The following is an 18,967-nucleotide window of genomic DNA, read 5'->3' as shown; positions in this document are numbered from 1 at the left end:
CGCTTGTCCAGCGGAGGAGGGGAGGGCGAGTGATGCACTCGCCCTTATCCATCAATTGCCGTCGAGGAATTTCTCGACATCCAGCGCAGCCATGCAGCCTGCGCCGGCCGAGGTGATGGCCTGGCGATAGACGTGATCGGCCACGTCGCCGGCGGCGAACACACCTTCGATGCTGGTGGCGGTGGCATTGCCTTCGCTGCCGCCTTTGATCTTCAGGTAGCCGTCATGCATGTCCAGCTGGCCGACGAACAGCTCGGTGTTGGGCTTGTGACCGATGGCGATGAATACGCCGGCCAGGGCCAGCTCCTTGGTGGTGCCATCTTCAGTGCTTTTCAGGCGTACACCGGTAACGCCGGTCTGGTCACCCAGAACTTCGTCCAGGGTGTGATTCCAGTGCAGGCGCATGTTGCCGTTTTCGACCTTGTCGAACAGCTTGTCCTGCAGAATCTTCTCCGAGCGCAGCTTGTCGCGGCGGTGTACCAGGTGCACTTCCTTGGCGATGTTCGACAGGTACAGCGCTTCTTCCACGGCGGTGTTGCCGCCGCCGATCACGGCAACTACCTGGTTGCGATAGAAGAAACCATCGCAGGTGGCGCAGGCGGAAACGCCCTTGCCGGAGAAGGCTTCTTCCGACGGCAGGCCCAGGTATTGGGCGCTGGCGCCGGTGGCGATGATGAGCGCGTCGCAGCTATAGGTGCCGCTGTCACCCTTGAGAATGAAAGGGCGGCTCTGCAACTCGGCGGTATGGATATGGTCGTAGAGAATCTCGGTGTCGAAGCGTTCGGCATGCTTCTGCATGCGCTCCATCAGCGCCGGGCCGGTAAGGCCTTCGACGTCACCCGGCCAGTTGTCCACTTCGGTGGTTGTAGTGAGCTGGCCGCCAGGCTGGATGCCGGTGATGACCACTGGCTTGAGGTTGGCGCGTGCGGCGTAAACAGCGGCGCTGTAACCGGCAGGGCCGGAACCCAGGATGATCAGGCGGGAATGCTTGACTTCGCTCATAAAAAAACCCCATAAGCCTTTGTCACAAAAGAGAATGCGTGCTCCAATTGAGCCGCATGGAAGCTGCTGGCGGCTATGCTACACCGAAGCGAGGCGCATGCGGGAGCTTGGCGATTGGCCTACGCGGCAAGCTGGCTCTACAATAGCGCGCTTGCGCGGTTAACCATCAGATGGACGCGCCAAGGGCGCAGGAAATGGCTGTTTTGAAGAATTCCACCACCCAGATTACCGACTGGCGCCAGAAGCTTCAGTATCGACTGAAGGAAGGCGCATTGATCGCCCTGGGCGCAATGTGCATGTACCTGCTGATGGCGCTGTTGACCTATAACGTCGCCGATCCGGCGTGGGACAACAGCGTGCAGGTCGAGCGTATCATCAATGCCGGCGGCAGCATTGGCGCCTGGCTCTCCAGTGCGCTGTTCGGCGCACTGGGCTACTTCGCTTATATCTTCCCGTTGCTGCTGGCCGCCAAGACCTGGCAGGTGTTTCGTACGCGCAATCAACCCTGGCACTGGAACGGCTGGCTGTTCTCCTGGCACAGCATCGGTCTGGTGTTCCTGATCCTCTCCGGTGCGGCACTCGGCGATATTCATTTTTCTGCGGCTGCCGGCATGCAAGGTTCTGGTGGCGGCATGCTCGGTGCCAGCCTCGGCGACCTGGCCGTGCATGCGTTGAACGTGCAGGGCAGCACCTTGCTGTTCCTGGCTCTGTTCCTGTTCGGCTTGACCGTTTTCACCGACCTGTCGTGGTTCCGTGTGATGGATCTGACCGGCAAGATCACCCTCGACCTGATCGAGCTGATCCATGGCGCCATCACCGGTTGGTGGAATGCCCGTAGCGAGCGCAAGCAGATGAAGATTCAGCTGCGCGAGCTGGATGAGCGGGTCACCGAAGTGGCTGCGCCAGTCGTCTCCGATCGCCGTGAGCAGGCCAGGGTCAAGGAGCGCCTGCTCGAGCGTGAAGAGTCGCTGAGCAAGCACATGAGCGAGCGCGAGAAGCGCCCTGCACCAGTGATCGCGCCACCGCCTGTGGCCAAGGCACCGGAACCGAGCAAGCGAGTACAGAAGGAAAAGCAAGCGCCACTGTTCGTAGACAGTGCCGTGGAAGGCACCTTGCCACCGATTTCCCTTCTCGATCCTGCAGAAGCCAAGAAGGTCGAGTACTCGCCAGAGTCGCTCAAGGGCGTCGGCCATTTGCTGGAGATCAAACTCAAGGAATTTGGCGTCGAGGTCGCGGTGGATTCGATCCATCCGGGCCCGGTGATCACGCGCTACGAAATTCAGCCAGCGGCAGGGGTCAAGGTCAGCCGCATTGCCAACCTGGCCAAGGATCTGGCGCGTTCGCTGGCGGTGACCAGCGTACGTGTCGTGGAGGTCATTCCCGGCAAGACCACCGTTGGTATCGAGATTCCCAACGAGAATCGCCAGATCGTGCGCTTCTCCGAGGTGCTGTCGACCCCCGAATATGATGATGCCAAGTCGCCGGTCACCCTGGCGCTGGGGCATGACATTGGCGGCAAGCCGGTGATTACCGATCTGGCCAAGATGCCGCACTTGCTGGTTGCAGGTACGACTGGCTCGGGTAAGTCGGTCGGCGTGAACGCGATGATTCTGTCGATTCTGTTCAAGTCGAGTCCGGAAGACGCCAAGCTGATCATGATCGACCCGAAAATGCTCGAGTTGTCGATTTACGAAGGCATCCCGCACTTGCTTTGCCCGGTCGTCACCGATATGAAGGAAGCGGCCAACGCCTTGCGTTGGAGCGTTGCCGAGATGGAGCGCCGCTACAAGCTGATGTCGAAGATGGGCGTGCGCAACCTGGCGGGCTTCAACCGCAAGGTCAAGGATGCCATCGAGGCTGGCGAGCCATTGGCTGACCCGCTGTTCCGCCGCGAAAGCATGGAAGACGAAGCGCCGCTGCTCAAACCGTTGCCGACCATCGTCGTTGTCGTCGACGAGTTCGCCGACATGATGATGATCGTCGGCAAGAAGGTCGAAGAGCTGATCGCTCGTATCGCGCAGAAGGCGCGTGCGGCCGGTATTCACCTGATTCTCGCCACCCAACGCCCGTCGGTAGACGTGATCACCGGCCTGATCAAGGCCAACATTCCGACCCGTATGGCATTCCAGGTATCGAGCAAGATCGACTCGCGCACCATCATCGATCAGGGCGGTGCCGAGCAACTGCTTGGCCACGGCGATATGCTCTATATGCCGCCTGGTACCAGTTTGCCAATCCGTGTTCACGGCGCCTTCGTCTCCGACGATGAAGTGCATCGTGTGGTCGAGGCCTGGAAGCTGCGCGGTGCGCCGGATTACAACGAAGACATTCTTGCGGGCGCTGAAGAAGGCGGTGGTAGCTTCGAAGGTGGCGGCAGTGAAGGCGGTGAGGGCAGCGAGGAAGATCCGCTGTACGACGAGGCCGTCAACTTCGTGCTGGAAAGCCGTCGTGCTTCCATTTCCGCGGTTCAGCGCAAGCTGAAGATCGGCTACAACCGCGCCGCGCGAATGATCGAGGCGATGGAAATGGCTGGCGTGGTCAGCTCGATGAATACCAACGGTTCGCGCGAGGTGCTCGCGCCCGGCTCTGCGCGCGACTGACGGCAGCGTCACGGACAAACCGCGCGTTTCGCGGTCTACAAAATTCCACGGCCGCCACAAGCAGCCGAGCAATGCGAGGTGCGGACTCACCTCGCCATCCTTAACGGACTCAAGGGGTTCATATGCGTGTTATTCGCCTGCTGATGCTGGCTGCTCTGAGTTTCACCCTGCTGACTGCCCAGGCCGATGAAGAGGCGGCCACCAAGCGCCTGAGCGAACTGCTCAGCCAGGCGCAAACCATCAGTGCGCGCTTTTCCCAACTGACCCTCGACGCCAGCGGCACTCAACTGCAGGAAACCGCAGGGCAACTGGTGCTCAAGCGTCCGGGCATGTTCCGCTGGCACACGGATCAGCCGATGGAACAACTGCTGGTATCCAACGGCGAAAAGGTCTGGCTGTACGATCCAGATCTGGAGCAAGTGACCATCCAGACGCTCGATCAACGCCTGACCCATACGCCGGCGCTGTTGCTCTCCGGCGATGTCTCACAGATTCGTGAAAACTTCGATATCGACTACAAGGAAGGCGGTAGCGTGGTCGATTTCATTCTCAAGCCCAAGGCCAAGGACAGCCTGTTCGATAGCCTGCGCCTGTCGTTCCGCAATCGCGTGCTCAATGACATGCAGCTGATCGACAGCATCGGCCAGCGCACCAATATCCTGTTCCTCAATGTGAAGATGAATGAGCCGGTCGAAGATCACCTGTTCAGCTTCGACATTCCGGAAGGTGCGGACGTCATCCAGGAGTAAGTCGTGGATCTGTTCGGTCGCCAACCTGTCGCGCAGCCTCTGGCTGCGCGTTTGCGTGCCACCAGCCTGGACGAATACGTCGGGCAGGAGCATGTGCTGGGGCCGGGCAAGCCGCTGCGTGAGTCGCTGGAACAGGGCGCTTTGCACTCGATGATCTTCTGGGGGCCGCCAGGCGTGGGCAAGACCACCCTGGCCCGCTTGCTGGCTAAGGTTACCGATGCCCACTTCGAGACCATTTCCGCGGTGCTGTCCGGGGTTAAGGAGATCCGTCAGGCTGTGGAGGTGGCTCAGCAACACGCCGCTCAGTACGGTCGTCGCACCATCCTCTTCGTCGATGAAGTGCATCGCTTCAACAAGAGTCAGCAGGATGCCTTTCTGCCCTACGTGGAAGACGGCACGCTAATCTTTATCGGTGCTACCACGGAAAACCCTTCCTTCGAGCTGAACAATGCGCTGCTGTCGCGTGCCCGCGTTTATGTGCTCAAGAGCTTGGACGAAGCGGCGATGCGCAAGCTGGTCAAGCGTGCGCTAAGCGACCCGAAAGGCCTGGGCGAGCGCCATCTCAGCCTGCCGGACGAGGCCTTTCAGATTCTCCTGGCCGCTGCCGATGGTGACGGTCGTCGCCTGCTCAACTTCCTCGAGAATGCTGCCGACCTGGCAGAGGATGACAGCGAAATAGGCGTCGAACTGCTGCAGAACCTGCTGGGTGACAGCCGTCGTCGTTTCGACAAGGGTGGCGAGGCTTTCTACGACCAGATTTCCGCACTGCACAAGTCGGTGCGTGGTTCCAGCCCGGACGGCGCGCTGTACTGGTATGCACGCATGCTCGATGGCGGCTGTGACCCGCTGTATATCGCCCGCCGGGTAGTGCGCATGGCCAGTGAGGATATTGGCAATGCCGACCCTCGCGCCCTGACCCTGTGCCTCAATGCCTGGGATGTGCAGGAGCGCCTGGGCAGCCCGGAAGGCGAGTTGGCCGTAGCCCAGGCCATCGTCTATCTCGCTTGTGCGCCGAAGAGCAACGCGGTGTACACGGCCTTCAAGGCGGCCATGCGCGACGCTGCCGAGCAGGGCTCGCAAGAAGTACCACTGCACCTGCGCAATGCGCCGACCAAGCTGATGAAGCAGCTCGGCTATGGCGATGAATACCGCTACGCCCATGATGAGCCGGATGCCTACGCGGCAGGGGAGGATTACTTTCCTGAGAATCTCGAGCCGCGGCAGTATTACGACCCGGTTCCGCGTGGGTTGGAGTTGAAGATTCGCGACAAACTGCAGCATTTGCGTCACCTCGACGCCAATAGCCCTCGCCAGCGGAGAAAGCCATGATTCGTGTCGCGCTTGCCGTTGCGCTGGGTGGCGCAGTGGGTTCCGTGTTGCGCTTTCTCGCCTCCAGCTGGGTGGCCGCGCAGTGGCCGAGGCACTTCTACATGGGAACCCTGGCGGTCAACCTCTTCGGTTGCCTGCTGATCGGCCTGCTCTCCGGTTTGTTCCTGACGCGCACCGAGCTGCCGCTAGAGCTGCGCGTAGGTTTGATCACCGGTGTTCTCGGCGGCTTCACCACCTTTTCCTCCTTCAGCCTGGAAATCCTCAAACTGATGGAAAGTGGGCGTCTGTTCGAAGCAGCCGGCTACTTGCTGTGCAGTGTGCTGGGTGGCCTGCTTGCCGCCTGGTGCGGATTGCTGTTGGCCCGATTGGCATCATGACCCGCTAAAGCTTTACACTCGGCAACCCGCGTCACGCTGGTGGCCGCAACCTTTTTTCGCCGATGTATTGAGACCCGAACATGCTCGATTCCAAACTCGTCCGCACGCAACTCACCGAAATTGCCGAGCGCCTCGCCACACGTGGCTTCGCTCTCGATGTAGCCCGTTTCGAGGCTCTGGAGAGTCAGCGCAAGTCGGTGCAGGTGCGCACCGAACAACTGCAGGCCGAGCGTAACAGCCGTTCCAAGTCCATCGGTCAGGCCAAGGCGCGCGGCGAGGACATCACGCCGTTGCTGGCGGAAGTCGATCAGATGGGCAGCGATCTGGAAGCCGGCAAGCGTGAGCTGGACGCCATCCAGAACGAGCTGGATAACCTGCTGCTGAATATTCCGAATCTGCCGCACGAGTCGGTGCCGGTTGGTGCGGATGAAGACGGCAACGTCGAGGTGGCGCGCTGGGGCACCCCGCGTAGCTTCGATTTCGAGATCAAGGATCATGTCGCCCTGGGCGAACAGCATGGCTGGTTGGATTTTGAAACTGCCGCCAAGCTGTCCGGTGCGCGTTTCGCCCTGCTGCGTGGCCCTATCGCCCGTCTGCATCGTGCTCTGGCACAGTTCATGATCAACCTGCACACCGGCGAGCATGGCTACGAGGAGGCTTACACACCTTATCTGGTGCAGGCTCCCGCGCTGCAGGGCACTGGTCAGCTGCCGAAGTTCGAGGAGGATCTGTTCAAGATCGGCCGTGAGGATCAGGCTGACCTATACCTGATCCCGACGGCGGAAGTGTCGCTGACCAACATCGTTGCTGGTGAAATTCTCGATGCCAAACAGCTGCCGCTGAAGTTCGTCGCCCACACGCCGTGTTTCCGTAGCGAAGCAGGTGCCTCGGGTCGCGATACGCGCGGGATGATCCGCCAGCACCAGTTCGACAAGGTCGAGATGGTGCAGATCGTCGAGCCGTCGAAGTCCTTCGAGGCTCTGGAGGGCATGACCGCCAATGCCGAGCGCGTGCTGCAACTGCTGGAGCTGCCGTATCGCAAGCTGGCCCTGTGCACGGGCGATATGGGCTTCTCCGCGGTGAAAACCTACGACCTGGAAGTCTGGGTGCCGAGCCAGGACAAATACCGCGAGATTTCCTCCTGCTCCAACTGCGGCGACTTCCAGGCGCGGCGCATGCAGGCGCGCTACCGCAATCCGGAAACCAACAAGCCGGAGCTGCTGCACACGCTCAATGGCTCTGGTCTGGCGGTCGGGCGCACGCTGGTGGCGGTGTTGGAAAACTACCAGCAGGTCGATGGCAGCATCCGCGTGCCGGAAGTGCTCAAGCCCTATATGGGCGGTATCGAAGTGATCGGCTAAGTCGCGATCAGTTTGCATAATACGGGGTGGCAATGGCCGCCCCGTTTTTTAGGCGGCAAACGCCGTGCGCACCCGAGCCGGCATCAATCAATGGTGCGCATGGCGCACTCTGCGAGCTTGCCGCTCACCTTCCTCTTACGAGGCGTGATTCATGCAATTCCTTCCGCTGTTCCACAAGCTGCAGGGTCGTCCGGTATTGGTGATCGGCGGTGGTGAGGTCGCACTGCGCAAGGCGCGCCTGCTGAGCGACGCCGGTGCTCGTTTGCGAGTGGTGGCCCCCGATATTCGTCGCGAGCTTCAGGAGCTGGCTGGCCCGGATGGCATTTTCCTGCGTGGCTACGCGAGCACTGATTTGCAGGGTGTGGCCCTGGTCATTGCCGCGACCGATGATGTGCCGCTCAATGCGCAGATTTCCGCTGACGCCCAGGCGTTGGGTATTCCCGTCAACGTGGTGGATGCGCCGGCACTGTGCAGCGTGATATTCCCGGCTATCGTCGACCGCTCACCGTTGATCGTTGCGGTCAGCAGTGGTGGTGATGCGCCGGTGCTGGCACGACTGATCCGCGCCAAGATCGAAACCTGGATTCCAGCGACCTATGGCCAACTGGCCAACCTCGGTAAACGCTTTCGTGATCGGGTCAAACAGTTATTCCCCGATGTGCAGCAGCGCCGGGTGTTCTGGGAGGACGTTTTCCAGGGGCAAATCGCCGAGAGTGTTTTTGCCGGCAAGCCGGAGGAGGCCGAACGTCTGCTGGAGGCGCGCGTGGCAGGCGCCGCACCGCGTGCTTTGGGCGAGGTGTACCTGGTCGGTGCCGGGCCGGGTGATCCGGATCTGCTGACATTTCGTGCCCTGCGTCTGATGCAGCAAGCCGACGTGGTGCTCTACGACCGGTTGGTTGCGCCCGCCATCATCGAGCTGTGCCGTCGTGACGCCGAGCGCATTTATGTCGGCAAGCGCCGCGCCGATCACGCCGTACCGCAAGAGCAGATCAACCAATTGCTGATCGACCTGGCCCGTCAGGGCAAGCGCGTGCTGCGCCTGAAGGGCGGTGATCCGTTCATCTTCGGGCGTGGCGGTGAAGAGATCGAGCAACTGGCGGCCGAGGACATTCCGTTCCAGGTGGTTCCGGGCATCACGGCGGCATCGGGTTGTGCGGCGTACGCGGGCATTCCGCTGACCCATCGTGATCATGCGCAGTCGGTGCGCTTCGTCACTGGCCACCTCAAGGATGGCAGCAGTAACCTGCCGTGGAAGGATCTGGTTGCACCCGGGCAGACGCTGGTTTTCTACATGGGGCTGGTCGGTTTGCCTGGCATCTGTGAGCAGCTGATCGCCCACGGACGTGCGGGTACGACGCCTGCGGCATTGGTGCAGCAGGGCACCACGCAGAATCAGCGGGTGTTCACGGGGACTCTGGAAACCCTGCCGAAATTAGTGGCTGAGCACGAAGTGCATGCTCCGACCCTGGTCATCGTCGGTGAGGTGGTCACTCTGCGGGACAAGCTGGCCTGGTTCGAGGGCGCACAAGGAAGCGTCTGATTCCTTGTCGGGGTCGGCAACGCTTATTAGCATTACCGGCCCCAGCCATCAGCGCTTGCGTTGCAATACGCCTTTACCCGCAAGACGGTTGCGATCATGACCGCGAGTGAAGTCCTGATGCGGGCCTTTGGGAATCACGCCTGTCGGGTTGATGGTGGCGTGGCTGGCGTAGTAGTGCGACTTGATATGGGTGAAATCCACGGTCTCGGCGAGACCCGGCCACTGATACAGTTCACGTAGCCAGTTGGACAGATTCGAGTAGTCCTCGATGCGTCGCAGGTTGCACTTGAAGTGCCCGTGATAGACGGCATCGAAGCGAATCAGCGTGGTGAACAAGCGAATGTCCGCCTCGGTCAGGTATTCACCAGCCAGATAGCGTTGCTCGCCAAGCAGGGCCTCCAGTTCGTCAAGCATGGCGAATAGTTCATCGAAGGCTTCCTCATAGGCTTCCTGGGTGGTGGCGAAGCCTGCGCGGTAAACGCCATTGTTCACTGCCGGGTAGATGCGTTCGTTGAGCAGGTCGATGCGCTCGCGCAATGGCTCGGGGTAAAAGTCCAGCGTATTGCCGGTCAGGTCGTCGAAGGCATTATTGAACATGCGGATGATTTCCGCCGACTCGTTGCTGACGATTCCGCCAGTCTGTTTGTCCCATAGCACAGGTACGGTGACGCGGCCGGTGTAATGACGGTCATCGGCGGTGTAGCGCTGATGCATGTAGTTCAGGTTGTCGAGATGGTCGCCGCTGGAGCCGAAGTCGCGATCGAACGTCCAGCCCTGTTCACGCATCAACCAGCTCACCACGGATACGTCGATCAGTGATTCCAGGCCTTTGAGCTTGCGCAGGATCAGGGTGCGATGGGCCCAGGGGCAGGCCAGCGATACATAGAGGTGATAACGCCCGGCTTCCGCCTTGAAGCCGCCGTCACCGCTTGGTCCGGCGCTACCGTCTGCGGTTACCCAGTTGCGACGTTGTGCGCTTTCGCGCTGGAAGCGGCCGGTGTTGCCGGTGTCGTACCACTGGTCATGCCAGCGTCCATCGATCAACAAGCCCATAACGCGTGCCTCCATTTTGAATGAATCTGGAGTCTAACGTTATGAAGTCGATTGAACGGTGGAAAAAGCTGGCTTAACCAATCGACTGATTAGATTGGATGCGAGTGTCCCAGCGCTGCTGGGCCTGCGCGAAGGCCTCTTCACGTGCCAGTCCGAGCCCTCGCAGTGCTGTGGCCATGGTGGCGATCACCGCCAGCCTGCCGTATGCATCGTCATGTTCACCGCGCCAGAAGGCGGCCAGCACGGCAGGGTCGAGTCGCTCGGGTTTGACATGGCGCTGCGCTGACAGCGCGGGCCATTCTTCGTCCCAGTCCACACCATCGAGCGTGCCATAGAGATGGCAGGTGCCGTCCGGGTTGACCTCGATCTCGCCGCCTTCGCCCTTGATCACGATGGCGTGGTCGCCCAGCAGGCGACTGGCTTCGCGATGCACGGCCTGATAACCAGGGTGGAAAATGCTTTGCAGGCCGCAGCGGGCGCCGAGCGGGTTGATCACCCGCGCCAGGGAATGGATAGGCGAACGCAGGCCCAGGGTGTTACGCAGGTCGATCATGCGCTGCAGCGCCGGCATCCAGTCGCCTAGGTAGCTGTAAGCCAGGCCCTGCTCATCAAGTGCTTTCGCCACTGTCTGCCAGTCATTGGCGCAAGGAATATCCAGCTGCTCCAGCAGTTGCTCGGTATACATGCGCCCAGCAGTATGGGCACCGCCGCCGTGCATGAAGATGCGCACGCCGCTGCTAGCCAGCGCTTTGGCGGCCAGCAGGTACCAGGGTAGGTGGCGTTTCTTGCCGGCATAGCTGGGCCAATCCAGATCGACCTGAATAGCAGGCGCGCAGAGTCTTGGGCGGATGGCTTCGGTGAAACCGGCGAGTTCCTCGGCGCTTTCTTCCTTGTGCCGCAGCAACATCAGAAAAGCGCCGAGCTGAGTGTCCTCGACCTTGCCATCGAGCAACATACCCATGGCTTCGCGGGCTTCTTCACGGGTCAGTCCGCGTGCGCCGCGCTTGCCTTTGCCGAGAATGCGTACGAACTGGGCGAAAGGGTGTTCAGCAGGCGTGATCAGGTTCATAGGCAATTGGTCGGTTTCGGCAGGCCAGCGAGCTTGGCGGCGAGTTTGGCGGGCGTGCCCTTGAACAGGCGATTGAGGTGCAGGCTGTTGCCCTTGTCCGTGCCCAGTTTCAGGGCCACGTACTTGATCAGTGGGCGATTGGCCGGCGATAGCTGGAATTCGTCGTAGAAGGCACGCAGCGCTTCGAGGATTTCCCAGTGTTCATCACTTAACTGCAGATCTTCCGATGCTGCCAATGCCTCGGCTGTAGTGCGTGACCAATCCTGCAGGTCGACCAGATAGCCGTCCTTGTCCAGGGGAATATCACGTCCAGCGACGTTGAGCGTGCTCATAGCCAGCTATTGACCTTGTCGTAGCGGGTGCACAGCTCAACGAACCCTGGATAGTCCACTACCTGTGTGCGTTCGGGCGCCTTTAGGCCGCGCGCGCTGAGGTCTTCGTCCAATGCGTAGAGGGCGATACTGGCAGGCATCAACTGCAGTGCCTGCAGGTTGGCGGTGTTGGGTTGCAGTGCGTAGACCGCATCGCCGTAGAGCAGCAATGCGTCGCTGGCGCCCAGCAGGCGCAGGCAACTGGCCAAACGGCTATCGGCGAACGGCGAATGGGAAAGGATATGCAGGGTGGCCATCAGAGGGTGATCACCTGGTCATAACGATCGAGGAGGGCGGTCAGCGCTGCGTCGTCGAGTCGCTGTACCGCCAGATTCAGTTCTGTGTTGCTCAGGCTACGTTCGGCCAGGCTGCGCTGGCTGGCATACAGATCCTCTACGCCGAACATCGGCAGGGCCTGGAGGTTCGCGCCAAGATCCTTCTGCTGCAACTGGCCGGGTTGTTGTCCGGAGCTCAGCTGGAAAACGCCATCGTCGAGAAACAGCATGCCGATCGGCAGATCGAAGGCGCCGCCAGCCAGAGCGATATCCAGCGCTTCGCGTGCGCCGGGGCCGCTCCAGGGCGCCTGACGGCTGATGATCAATAGTGACTTGCTCACTCACGAGCCTCCGAAACAGACAAGTCGGTCGGCCTGCTGCGCCGCTTCATGCAATTGGCCCAGCCCGGATAGCTCCCACGGAGCCTCAAGGTTGGCGGCAGGACGCGAATAGCGCTGCGCTTCTTCGGCATTGAGTACGCCTCGCCGTAATGCCGCCGCGATGCACACCACTGCGTCCAACCCATTGCTGGTGACGAACTCGCGCCACTCTTTGGGCAGATCCAGCTCGTCCTGGGGGCTGACGACATTACTGGCGGCGCTGTGCACGCCATCCTGATAGAAAAACAGGCGAACGATTTCATGGCCGCCAGCCAGTGCCGCCTGGGCAAAACGCAGTGCGCGGCGAGAAGCGGGGAGGTGCGGGGCGGCGAACAGGGCGATGGCAAACTTCATGAGGTGTCCGGCGAGGTAAAACTGGGCCAATGATAAGGCCAGGTGCGGCTGTCAGACAAAGATTCGCTGAGGCTGGCCGAACAGACGCCCAAGAAAAAGCCCGCCGAAGCGGGCTTTATGAGAGGCGCGACTTGAATATCAGTCGTCGCCGCCCATGATGCCGAAGATCTGCAACAGGCTGATGAACAGGTTGTAGATCGAAACATACAGGCTGATGGTCGCCATGATGTAGTTGCGCTCACCGCCGTGGATGATTGCGCTGGTCTGGAACAGGATGCAGGCCGAGGAGAACAGCACGAAGCCGGCACTGATCGCCAGTTGCAGGCCGCTGATCTGGAAGAAGAAGCTCGCAACCACGGCGCCCAGCAGAACGAAGAAGCCGGCGGTGATGAAGCCGCTCAGGAAGCTCATGTCCTTGCGAGTAGTCAGCACATAGGCGGACAGACCGAAGAACACCAGTGCGGTCATGGTGAAGGCGGAGCTGATGATTTCAGCGCCGTTGGACATGCCCAGATAACGGTTGAGGATCGGGCCCAGGGTATAACCCATGAAACCGGTCAGGGCGAGGGTGGAAAGCAGGCCCCACGAAGAGTTGCGCAGCTTGGCGGTGAGGAAGAACAGGCCATAGAAACCAATCAGCACCACGAAGATGTTCGGATAGGGGACGTTGGCGCGCTGAGAAATGAAGGCAACCAGGCCGCTGAAGGCCAAGGTGATGGCCAGTAGACCATAGGTGTTGCGCAGAACGCTGCTGACTTCCTGTTGTTCAACCTGAGAATGGTTGAGTGCGTAATCTCGCTCTTGCATGGCGACGCTCCTGTGGCACGAGGCTTTCGAAATCGAATGTACTGGATCATAACAGAGCAGGGTTACCTGCCAAGACTTAGAGTTTGACAGTGTGTTGCGTTCCGGTAAGATTGCCGCCCGCACTGCTGCGGAGGTTTGAGCATTAGCCTCCGTACTCGAAAATTTGGAAGCGTGGCCGAGTGGTTTAAGGCAACGGTCTTGAAAACCGTCGATGGGCAACTATCCGTGAGTTCGAATCTCACCGCTTCCGCCAATTCTCTATTTGCCTTGATGCAATTCTCGACCTTAATCTGGCGCTTGCTTTTTGACTCCCGTACGCCAAGCTAGGTCTGACCCTGGCTTTTTGCTAAGGTGATCGACAAGTTCAACCTCACCGTCGTTGCACGGTGGCTGACAAGGTGCAACGAGGTGGCGATTGATTAGGGTGCTGGTAGTAGACGACCACGATCTGGTTCGCACGGGCATCACTCGTATGCTCGCTGACATCGATGGTCTGCAAGTCGTAGGTGAAGCCTGCACTGGCGAAGAAGCCCTGCTCAAGGTGCGCGAACTCAAGCCCGACGTGGTGCTGATGGACGTCAAGATGCCCGGCATTGGGGGCCTTGAAGCCACGCGCAAGCTGATGCGCAGTCATCCTGATATCAAGGTCGTCGCGGTCACGGTGTGTGAGGAAGATCCTTTCCCGACTCGCTTGCTGCAAGCCGGCGCCGCTGGTTATCTGACCAAGGGCGCCGCGCTCGATGAAATGGTTCAAGCCATTCGCCTGGTGTTCGCCGGCCAGCGCTACATCGACCCGCAAATTGCCCAGCAACTGGCGCTGAAATCCTTCCAGCCGCAGAACAATGGTTCGCCCTTCGATCTGCTGTCCGAGCGTGAAATCCAGATCGCCCTGATGATCGCCAACTGCCACAAGGTGCAGAACATTTCGGACAAGCTGTGTCTGTCACCGAAAACGGTCAACACCTACCGCTACCGCATTTTCGAGAAGCTCTCCATCACCAGCGACGTCGAGCTGGCTCTGCTTGCGGTACGCCACGGCATGGTCGACGCCGTTAACTGAAGATGTCCGCCCCATTCGATTCGAGCGCCTTCCTGGCGACCTGTAGTGGTCGCCCCGGTGTCTATCGCATGTTCGATGGCGAAGCTCGGTTGCTTTACGTCGGCAAGGCGAAGAACCTCAAGAAACGCCTCTCCAGCTACTTCCGCAAGACCGGCCAGGCGCCCAAGACTGCAGCGTTGGTGGCGCGCATTGCGCAGATAGAAACCACCATCACCGCCAACGAGACCGAGGCACTGCTGCTTGAGCAGACGCTGATCAAGGAGTGGCGGCCGCCGTACAACATCCTGCTGCGTGACGATAAGTCCTACCCCTATGTGTTTCTCTCCGACGGCGATTTCCCGCGCCTTGGTATCCACCGTGGCGCGAAAAAGGCCAAAGGGCGTTACTTCGGCCCCTATCCCAGCGCCCTGGCGATTCGCGAGAGTCTCAGCCTGCTACAGAAAACTTTTCTGGTTCGTCAGTGCGAGGACAGTTATTACAAAAACCGCACAAGACCGTGCCTGCAGTACCAGATCAAGCGCTGCAAGGGGCCCTGCGTCGGCCTGGTCAGTCCTGAGGAATATGCAGAGGATGTTCGTCACTCGGTGATGTTTCTCGATGGCCGCAGCAATGCACTGAGCGACGAGCTGTCCGCCAGCATGGAAAAAGCCTCCATGGCGCTTGAGTTCGAGCGAGCTGCCGAGTTGCGCGATCAGATCGCCTTGCTGCGTCGTGTGCAGGATCAGCAAAGCATGGAGGGCGGTACCGGCGATGTCGACATCGTCGCAGTCATGCTCAACCCGGGTGGTGCCTGCGTGCACCTGATCAGCGTGCGTGGTGGGCGCGTGCTGGGTAGCAAGAATTTCTTCCCTCAGGTGGCAATCGAGGAGGAGGGCGGCGATGTGCTGATGGCCTTCCTCGGTCAGTACTATCTGGGCAATGCCGAGCGCGATCTGCCGAGCGAACTGATCGTCAACGTCCAGCATGAGGATTTCGCCACGCTGATCGAGGCAATCGAGTCGCTGCGCGGCCGCAGCCTGTCCATCAGTCATCGGGTTCGCGGTACCCGTGCGCGCTGGCAGCAACTGGCCGTTACCAATGCCGAGCAGGCGCTGGCGGCGCGCCTGGCCAACCGCGAGCATATGGCCGAACGTTTCGAGGCGCTGGCAAGCGTGCTGGAGATGGATGAGCCACCGCAGCGTATGGAGTGCTTCGATATCAGCCACTCCAGTGGTGAGGCGACGGTCGCCTCCTGCGTGGTTTTCGGCCCGGAAGGCCCGCTGAAGTCCGATTACCGCCGCTTCAATATTGAAGGCATTACCGCGGGCGACGATTACGCTGCCATGCATCAGGCGCTGACCCGGCGCTTCAGCAAAGTGAAGGATGGCGAAGGCAAGTCGCCCGACGTGCTGCTGGTCGACGGTGGCAAGGGGCAATTGGCTATGGCTCGGGAAGTACTGCAGGAACTGGCCGTGCCGGATCTGATTCTGCTCGGTGTGGCCAAAGGCACCACGCGAAAGCCCGGCCTTGAAGTGCTGTACCTCAATGACGCCGAGCACGAGTTCACCTTGCCGGGCAATTCGCCGGCACTTCACCTCATTCAGCAGATTCGCGACGAATCGCATCGCTTCGCCATCACCGGCCACCGCGCGCGACGGGGCAAAGCACGTCGCACCTCTAGCCTGGAGGAGGTGGCGGGAATTGGCCCCAAGCGGCGGCGTGAACTGCTCAATCACTTCGGCGGTCTACAAGAACTGTCTCGCGCCAGTGCCGAGGAAATCGCCAAAGCGCCGGGAATCAGCAAAAAGCTCGCCGAGTTGATTTATGCCACTCTGCACAGCGAGTAGAATGCCCGCTCACCTCGCAGCCTAGTTGTATTGATGAATATCCCCAACTTGCTAACCGTGCTCAGGGTTCTACTGATCCCGGTCTTTATCCTGCTGTTCTATTTGCCGTTCTCCTGGAGCTATTGGGCTGCCAGTGCGGTATTCGCCATTGCTGCATTCACCGACTGGCTTGACGGCTACCTGGCACGTCGCTGGGAGCAGGGCACTCCCTTCGGTGCCTTCCTGGATCCGGTGGCGGATAAATTGATGGTGGCGGTGGCCTTGGTGCTACTGGCGGCCGAGCATTCCAATCTTTGGCTGACGCTGGCTGCGGCGATCATCATCGGCCGTGAAATCGTGGTGTCCGCTCTGCGTGAGTGGATGGCCGAGCTGGGTGCGCGTGCGCATGTGGCGGTATCCAATCTGGGCAAGTGGAAAACCGCGGCGCAGATGGTGGCGCTGGTCATCTTGCTGGCCAATCCGCCCGTTTTCACCTTCTGGGTCATTCTGGGTTACGTCCTGCTGGTTATCGCTGCGGTGCTGACCTTGTGGTCGATGCTGCAGTACCTGCTGGCCGCCTGGCCGCACCTCAGCACGACCTCGGAAAAGAAATAAGTATTTTTGAATCAAAGGGTTGACGGCGCGATTCGATTCTATAGAATGGCGCCCGTCGACAAGACAAGCGGGAATAGCTCAGTTGGTAGAGCACGACCTTGCCAAGGTCGGGGTCGCGAGTTCGAGTCTCGTTTCCCGCTCCAGTTTTACACGAGCCGCCAAGGCGGCTCGTTTGATTTAAGGCTGAGTTGCAGAGTGGTTATGCACCGGATTGCAAATCCGTGAACGCCGGTTCGATTCCGACCTCAGCCTCCAATCCAAAAGGCCTCGTAGATCCATGATTTACGAGGCCTTTTTCATTCTCTCAGGTTGCTTTTGCATGCCTTGCGAGGATGCGGAGGGCTGTATATAGTCCGCCCTTCGCACAGCGCTACCGCCCGAATGGCGAAATCGGTAGACGCAGGAGACTTAAAATCTCTCGCCAGTAATGGCGTGCCGGTTCGAGTCCGGCTTCGGGCACCATGCTTCATGCGGTTTTCAGGATTGGGATTGGGCGCAACGCTTTTCCGCAATCCTGAAGCTTTTCCGCAATTCATCTGCTTGGCGTGATTTTCTTACCTCTTCACTCCCTTATGTACTGCTCGGTCATGACAACGGTTGGGCGTCCGAGCTGATCCCGTGCCTGTAGGATGTCTCCGCTCGATTCAGTCTTGCCGGTACCAGCCTTTACGCTACTTCATGCGTTTTGGTCTGCCTTCGTTTTCCATCAATTCAGCGAATTTTTTCCAGCTAAGGCGATGTTTGTTGGCACTGTTCCCGGCCGGAACCCATTCAATATTGCCTTTACTGATCAAAATGGTGCCGAGCTTGGCTCCATCGGCTTTCACCTCTACCTCAACGTCTTTGCTGAGCACGATCTTTTGGTGCAGGTTGACGCTTACTTCATGAGCCACGAGGGCCTCCTTGCGCATATACCCGAGTACCGGGCGAAAAGTTATCCAAACAGTGCTTTTTGCCAGTGCTCTTCGCTGATGATAGCGAGTGGTGAGCCTGTTTCTCGGAGCTCGACGGCCTTCTTGATTTTCGTGCCATAAGTACTATGGAGCCATTGATCGTTGCCGATGCTGCCCACCACCAAGTAATGAATCTTCTTGTTGATGCTGGCGCCGATCTGGCCGTTGCGCTCGAGCACCAACGCTTCACAATCCTTGCGTGGGCCGTAGGCCATGACACCAGTGAAGACGAATAGGCGGCCGCTCCATTCCAGTTCCGGGGCTGGGCGGCATAGCGGTAGGTCGTTGGGGGCGGTGAAGGCGTTGTCACTTGGTTTGGGCTTGCCCACGTTCAGGCCGGTGAAGCTGCGCAGCATGCCAAGTAGTTCGACCGACTCCTCGGGATCGAGCTCACCGTCTGCCAGCATGTCAGAAAGGCGCCGGTAGAGCAGGTTTACCACCGGGTCGCCGAGGTGAGCGAGGTTGCTGGAAATCCAGTTCTTCAGAAACTCGGCTTCCTGTTGGTTGATGTGCCCATCTGCGGTGATGCCGGCGGCCAGGCCTACCAGGGCATCGGCAGAGCGCCGATCTATGCGTGCCTCATGGAAGAAGCGACTGTTCTGGAATTCCTGATGTAGGTCGACCATTCGAGTCTCCTTCCTCGTTATCAGTATCGCTGTGTTGGTCGGCGAGTTTGGATATATCACCTGTGTAGGTGATCACCATTCCGGTCTTGGTGCAGGTAAGCGTGACCTCAGCGTCCAGATCGACGCTGAGGTCATCGCCACGCAGACCTTGCCATTGGGCCAGGTAGTGAAGAGCGCCGGTTTTGTCTTTCTTTTTGAGCGTGCGTGCGACGCCGCCTTTCCAGTTGAGCGGCGGCAATTCACCAGCTCTGCAACGCTCGGCTAACTCGGGGATTTGGATGGCGAGCTTGCGGCCGGTTTCCCAGCACGTGATCAGCCCACGATCGGAGCCTTGCCAGGCGGCGTTCCAGTCGAGGCCTATACGCTCGGGCTCGCTTATAGAACGGTGGATCGGGTTAGCCATATGTTTGCAATGTCCTTCTGCTGGCAGCGTCCTTGCGGCCCGGTATGAGCGAGCACTTAGTTGGTACTGCCACCGAAGCATAAACAGATACGGCCCAAATGCCATCACTGGTTGGATAACCAGTTTTGCGCGTTCAGCGTTTCGCCTGGCCTAGCCCAACTGGGCGAAAAGCGGATTCGCCATCTGCGGTTGCTGGTGTACTTGAGCGCCGCGTTGTTTGCAGTTGATATAGACGAAA

Annotated in this window: 20 protein-coding genes and 4 tRNA genes; 13 read left to right on the top strand and 11 right to left on the bottom strand. The window is 59.7% G+C overall.

Annotation, left to right across the window (positions count from 1 at the left end; translation table 11 throughout):
- Positions 1-51 precede the first annotated feature (51 nt).
- Positions 52-1,002, bottom strand: a complete 951-nt coding sequence (gene trxB / locus HS968_RS13535) for a thioredoxin-disulfide reductase (RefSeq protein ID WP_182366385.1) — start codon at positions 1,000-1,002, stop codon at positions 52-54.
- A gap of 194 nt (positions 1,003-1,196) precedes the next feature.
- On the opposite strand from trxB, the gene HS968_RS13530 reads away from it, so the two are divergent.
- The 6 genes from HS968_RS13530 (at position 1,197) to cysG (ending at position 8,958) form a co-directional block, all read left to right on the top strand.
- Positions 1,197-3,602 (top strand): DNA translocase FtsK, encoded by a 2,406-nt coding sequence (locus tag HS968_RS13530; RefSeq protein ID WP_407681629.1) that lies wholly within the window; start codon positions 1,197-1,199, stop codon positions 3,600-3,602.
- Positions 3,603-3,724: 122 nt separating this feature from the next.
- Positions 3,725-4,351 carry an outer membrane lipoprotein chaperone LolA gene (gene lolA / locus HS968_RS13525; RefSeq protein WP_179624897.1) on the top strand — a complete coding sequence of 209 codons (627 nt, stop codon included), beginning with the start codon at positions 3,725-3,727 and terminating at the stop codon, positions 4,349-4,351.
- A 3-nt stretch (positions 4,352-4,354) separates the two neighbouring features.
- A complete protein-coding gene (locus HS968_RS13520; RefSeq protein ID WP_182366380.1) occupies positions 4,355-5,680 on the top strand; it encodes a replication-associated recombination protein A in 1,326 nt (441 codons plus the stop codon).
- A complete protein-coding gene (gene crcB, locus HS968_RS13515; RefSeq protein ID WP_119691349.1) occupies positions 5,677-6,057 on the top strand; it encodes a fluoride efflux transporter CrcB in 381 nt (126 codons plus the stop codon). Before HS968_RS13520 ends, crcB begins: the two co-directional genes overlap by 4 nt.
- A gap of 80 nt (positions 6,058-6,137) precedes the next feature.
- A complete protein-coding gene (serS, locus tag HS968_RS13510; protein WP_182366378.1) occupies positions 6,138-7,418 on the top strand; it encodes a serine--tRNA ligase in 1,281 nt (426 codons plus the stop codon).
- A 151-nt stretch (positions 7,419-7,569) separates the two neighbouring features.
- Positions 7,570-8,958, top strand: a complete 1,389-nt coding sequence (gene cysG, locus HS968_RS13505; RefSeq protein WP_182366375.1) for a siroheme synthase CysG — start codon at positions 7,570-7,572, stop codon at positions 8,956-8,958.
- Positions 8,959-9,006: 48 nt separating this feature from the next.
- Here cysG and HS968_RS13500 read toward each other — a convergent pair whose 3' ends face one another.
- From HS968_RS13500 to HS968_RS13470, 7 genes are all read right to left on the bottom strand, one after another.
- On the bottom strand, positions 9,007-10,011 hold the full coding sequence (locus HS968_RS13500) for a glutathione S-transferase family protein (RefSeq protein WP_182366372.1): 1,005 nt from the start codon (positions 10,009-10,011) through the stop codon (positions 9,007-9,009).
- 73 nt (positions 10,012-10,084) lie between these two features.
- Positions 10,085-11,080 (bottom strand): glycosyl transferase family protein, encoded by a 996-nt coding sequence (locus HS968_RS13495; RefSeq protein WP_182366369.1) that lies wholly within the window; start codon positions 11,078-11,080, stop codon positions 10,085-10,087.
- On the bottom strand, positions 11,077-11,412 hold the full coding sequence (locus HS968_RS13490) for a TusE/DsrC/DsvC family sulfur relay protein (RefSeq protein ID WP_182366366.1): 336 nt from the start codon (positions 11,410-11,412) through the stop codon (positions 11,077-11,079). The genes HS968_RS13495 and HS968_RS13490 overlap by 4 nt, the downstream gene beginning before the upstream one ends.
- Positions 11,409-11,708, bottom strand: a complete 300-nt coding sequence (gene tusB / locus HS968_RS13485) for a sulfurtransferase complex subunit TusB (RefSeq protein WP_182366363.1) — start codon at positions 11,706-11,708, stop codon at positions 11,409-11,411. Before tusB ends, HS968_RS13490 begins: the two co-directional genes overlap by 4 nt.
- Complete coding sequence (tusC, locus tag HS968_RS13480; protein ID WP_182366360.1) at positions 11,708-12,067, bottom strand: sulfurtransferase complex subunit TusC; 360 nt, start codon at positions 12,065-12,067, stop codon at positions 11,708-11,710. The genes tusB and tusC overlap by 1 nt, the downstream gene beginning before the upstream one ends.
- Positions 12,068-12,460 (bottom strand): sulfurtransferase complex subunit TusD, encoded by a 393-nt coding sequence (gene tusD / locus HS968_RS13475; protein WP_182366357.1) that lies wholly within the window; start codon positions 12,458-12,460, stop codon positions 12,068-12,070.
- 138 nt (positions 12,461-12,598) lie between these two features.
- Positions 12,599-13,267 (bottom strand): Bax inhibitor-1/YccA family protein, encoded by a 669-nt coding sequence (locus HS968_RS13470; protein ID WP_179624908.1) that lies wholly within the window; start codon positions 13,265-13,267, stop codon positions 12,599-12,601.
- A 165-nt stretch (positions 13,268-13,432) separates the two neighbouring features.
- Here HS968_RS13470 and HS968_RS13465 point away from each other — a divergent pair.
- The 7 genes from HS968_RS13465 to HS968_RS13435 all read left to right on the top strand — a co-directional run bounded on the left by HS968_RS13465 (position 13,433) and on the right by HS968_RS13435 (position 17,209).
- Positions 13,433-13,520: transfer RNA gene (locus HS968_RS13465), tRNA-Ser, on the top strand.
- A gap of 162 nt (positions 13,521-13,682) precedes the next feature.
- Positions 13,683-14,327, top strand: coding sequence for a response regulator transcription factor GacA (gene gacA, locus HS968_RS13460; protein ID WP_119691339.1), 645 nt, complete (start codon positions 13,683-13,685; stop codon positions 14,325-14,327).
- A 2-nt stretch (positions 14,328-14,329) separates the two neighbouring features.
- Positions 14,330-16,153, top strand: a complete 1,824-nt coding sequence (uvrC, locus tag HS968_RS13455; protein WP_182366354.1) for an excinuclease ABC subunit UvrC — start codon at positions 14,330-14,332, stop codon at positions 16,151-16,153.
- A 33-nt stretch (positions 16,154-16,186) separates the two neighbouring features.
- The gene (pgsA, locus tag HS968_RS13450) at positions 16,187-16,747 is read left to right on the top strand and encodes a CDP-diacylglycerol--glycerol-3-phosphate 3-phosphatidyltransferase (RefSeq protein ID WP_119691337.1); all 561 of its coding nucleotides are present in this window, start codon (positions 16,187-16,189) and stop codon (positions 16,745-16,747) included.
- A gap of 67 nt (positions 16,748-16,814) precedes the next feature.
- A tRNA-Gly gene (locus HS968_RS13445) sits at positions 16,815-16,890 on the top strand.
- A gap of 38 nt (positions 16,891-16,928) precedes the next feature.
- Positions 16,929-17,002 (top strand) — tRNA-Cys (locus HS968_RS13440).
- 120 nt (positions 17,003-17,122) lie between these two features.
- A tRNA-Leu gene (locus HS968_RS13435) sits at positions 17,123-17,209 on the top strand.
- A gap of 209 nt (positions 17,210-17,418) precedes the next feature.
- Here HS968_RS13435 and HS968_RS13430 read toward each other — a convergent pair.
- The 3 genes from HS968_RS13430 to HS968_RS13420 are packed head-to-tail and all read right to left on the bottom strand — an operon-like array spanning position 17,419 to position 18,729.
- Positions 17,419-17,640, bottom strand: a complete 222-nt coding sequence (locus HS968_RS13430) for a hypothetical protein (RefSeq protein ID WP_119691858.1) — start codon at positions 17,638-17,640, stop codon at positions 17,419-17,421.
- A 41-nt stretch (positions 17,641-17,681) separates the two neighbouring features.
- Positions 17,682-18,326 (bottom strand): BRCT domain-containing protein, encoded by a 645-nt coding sequence (locus tag HS968_RS13425; RefSeq protein WP_182366352.1) that lies wholly within the window; start codon positions 18,324-18,326, stop codon positions 17,682-17,684.
- Positions 18,280-18,729 carry a hypothetical protein gene (locus HS968_RS13420; protein ID WP_119691335.1) on the bottom strand — a complete coding sequence of 150 codons (450 nt, stop codon included), beginning with the start codon at positions 18,727-18,729 and terminating at the stop codon, positions 18,280-18,282. The genes HS968_RS13425 and HS968_RS13420 overlap by 47 nt, the downstream gene beginning before the upstream one ends.
- Positions 18,730-18,967: the final 238 nt, after the last annotated feature.

Origin of the sequence: Pseudomonas berkeleyensis (assembly GCF_014109765.1) — a bacterium.
GTDB lineage: Bacteria > Pseudomonadota > Gammaproteobacteria > Pseudomonadales > Pseudomonadaceae > Aquipseudomonas > Aquipseudomonas berkeleyensis.
This window is presented reverse-complemented; position numbering and strand designations above follow the sequence as displayed.

Bases quoted from the DNA above. Each gene is read 5' to 3' on its own strand.
- HS968_RS13470 (WP_179624908.1), bottom strand. From the start codon at position 13,267: ATGCAAGAGCGAGATTACGCACTCAACCATTCTCAGGTTGAACAACAG.
- tusB (WP_182366363.1), bottom strand. From the start codon at position 11,708: ATGGCCACCCTGCATATCCTTTCCCATTCGCCGTTCGCCGATAGCCGT.
- HS968_RS13420 (WP_119691335.1), bottom strand. From the start codon at position 18,729: ATGGCTAACCCGATCCACCGTTCTATAAGCGAGCCCGAGCGTATAGGC.
- crcB (WP_119691349.1), top strand. From the start codon at position 5,677: ATGATTCGTGTCGCGCTTGCCGTTGCGCTGGGTGGCGCAGTGGGTTCC.
- HS968_RS13495 (WP_182366369.1), bottom strand. From the start codon at position 11,080: ATGAACCTGATCACGCCTGCTGAACACCCTTTCGCCCAGTTCGTACGC.
- trxB (WP_182366385.1), bottom strand. From the start codon at position 1,002: ATGAGCGAAGTCAAGCATTCCCGCCTGATCATCCTGGGTTCCGGCCCT.
- cysG (WP_182366375.1), top strand. From the start codon at position 7,570: ATGCAATTCCTTCCGCTGTTCCACAAGCTGCAGGGTCGTCCGGTATTG.
- HS968_RS13500 (WP_182366372.1), bottom strand. From the start codon at position 10,011: ATGGGCTTGTTGATCGATGGACGCTGGCATGACCAGTGGTACGACACC.
- HS968_RS13490 (WP_182366366.1), bottom strand. From the start codon at position 11,412: ATGAGCACGCTCAACGTCGCTGGACGTGATATTCCCCTGGACAAGGAC.
- HS968_RS13530 (WP_407681629.1), top strand. From the start codon at position 1,197: ATGGCTGTTTTGAAGAATTCCACCACCCAGATTACCGACTGGCGCCAG.
- lolA (WP_179624897.1), top strand. From the start codon at position 3,725: ATGCGTGTTATTCGCCTGCTGATGCTGGCTGCTCTGAGTTTCACCCTG.
- HS968_RS13425 (WP_182366352.1), bottom strand. From the start codon at position 18,326: ATGGTCGACCTACATCAGGAATTCCAGAACAGTCGCTTCTTCCATGAG.
- tusD (WP_182366357.1), bottom strand. From the start codon at position 12,460: ATGAAGTTTGCCATCGCCCTGTTCGCCGCCCCGCACCTCCCCGCTTCT.
- serS (WP_182366378.1), top strand. From the start codon at position 6,138: ATGCTCGATTCCAAACTCGTCCGCACGCAACTCACCGAAATTGCCGAG.
- pgsA (WP_119691337.1), top strand. From the start codon at position 16,187: ATGAATATCCCCAACTTGCTAACCGTGCTCAGGGTTCTACTGATCCCG.
- uvrC (WP_182366354.1), top strand. From the start codon at position 14,330: ATGTCCGCCCCATTCGATTCGAGCGCCTTCCTGGCGACCTGTAGTGGT.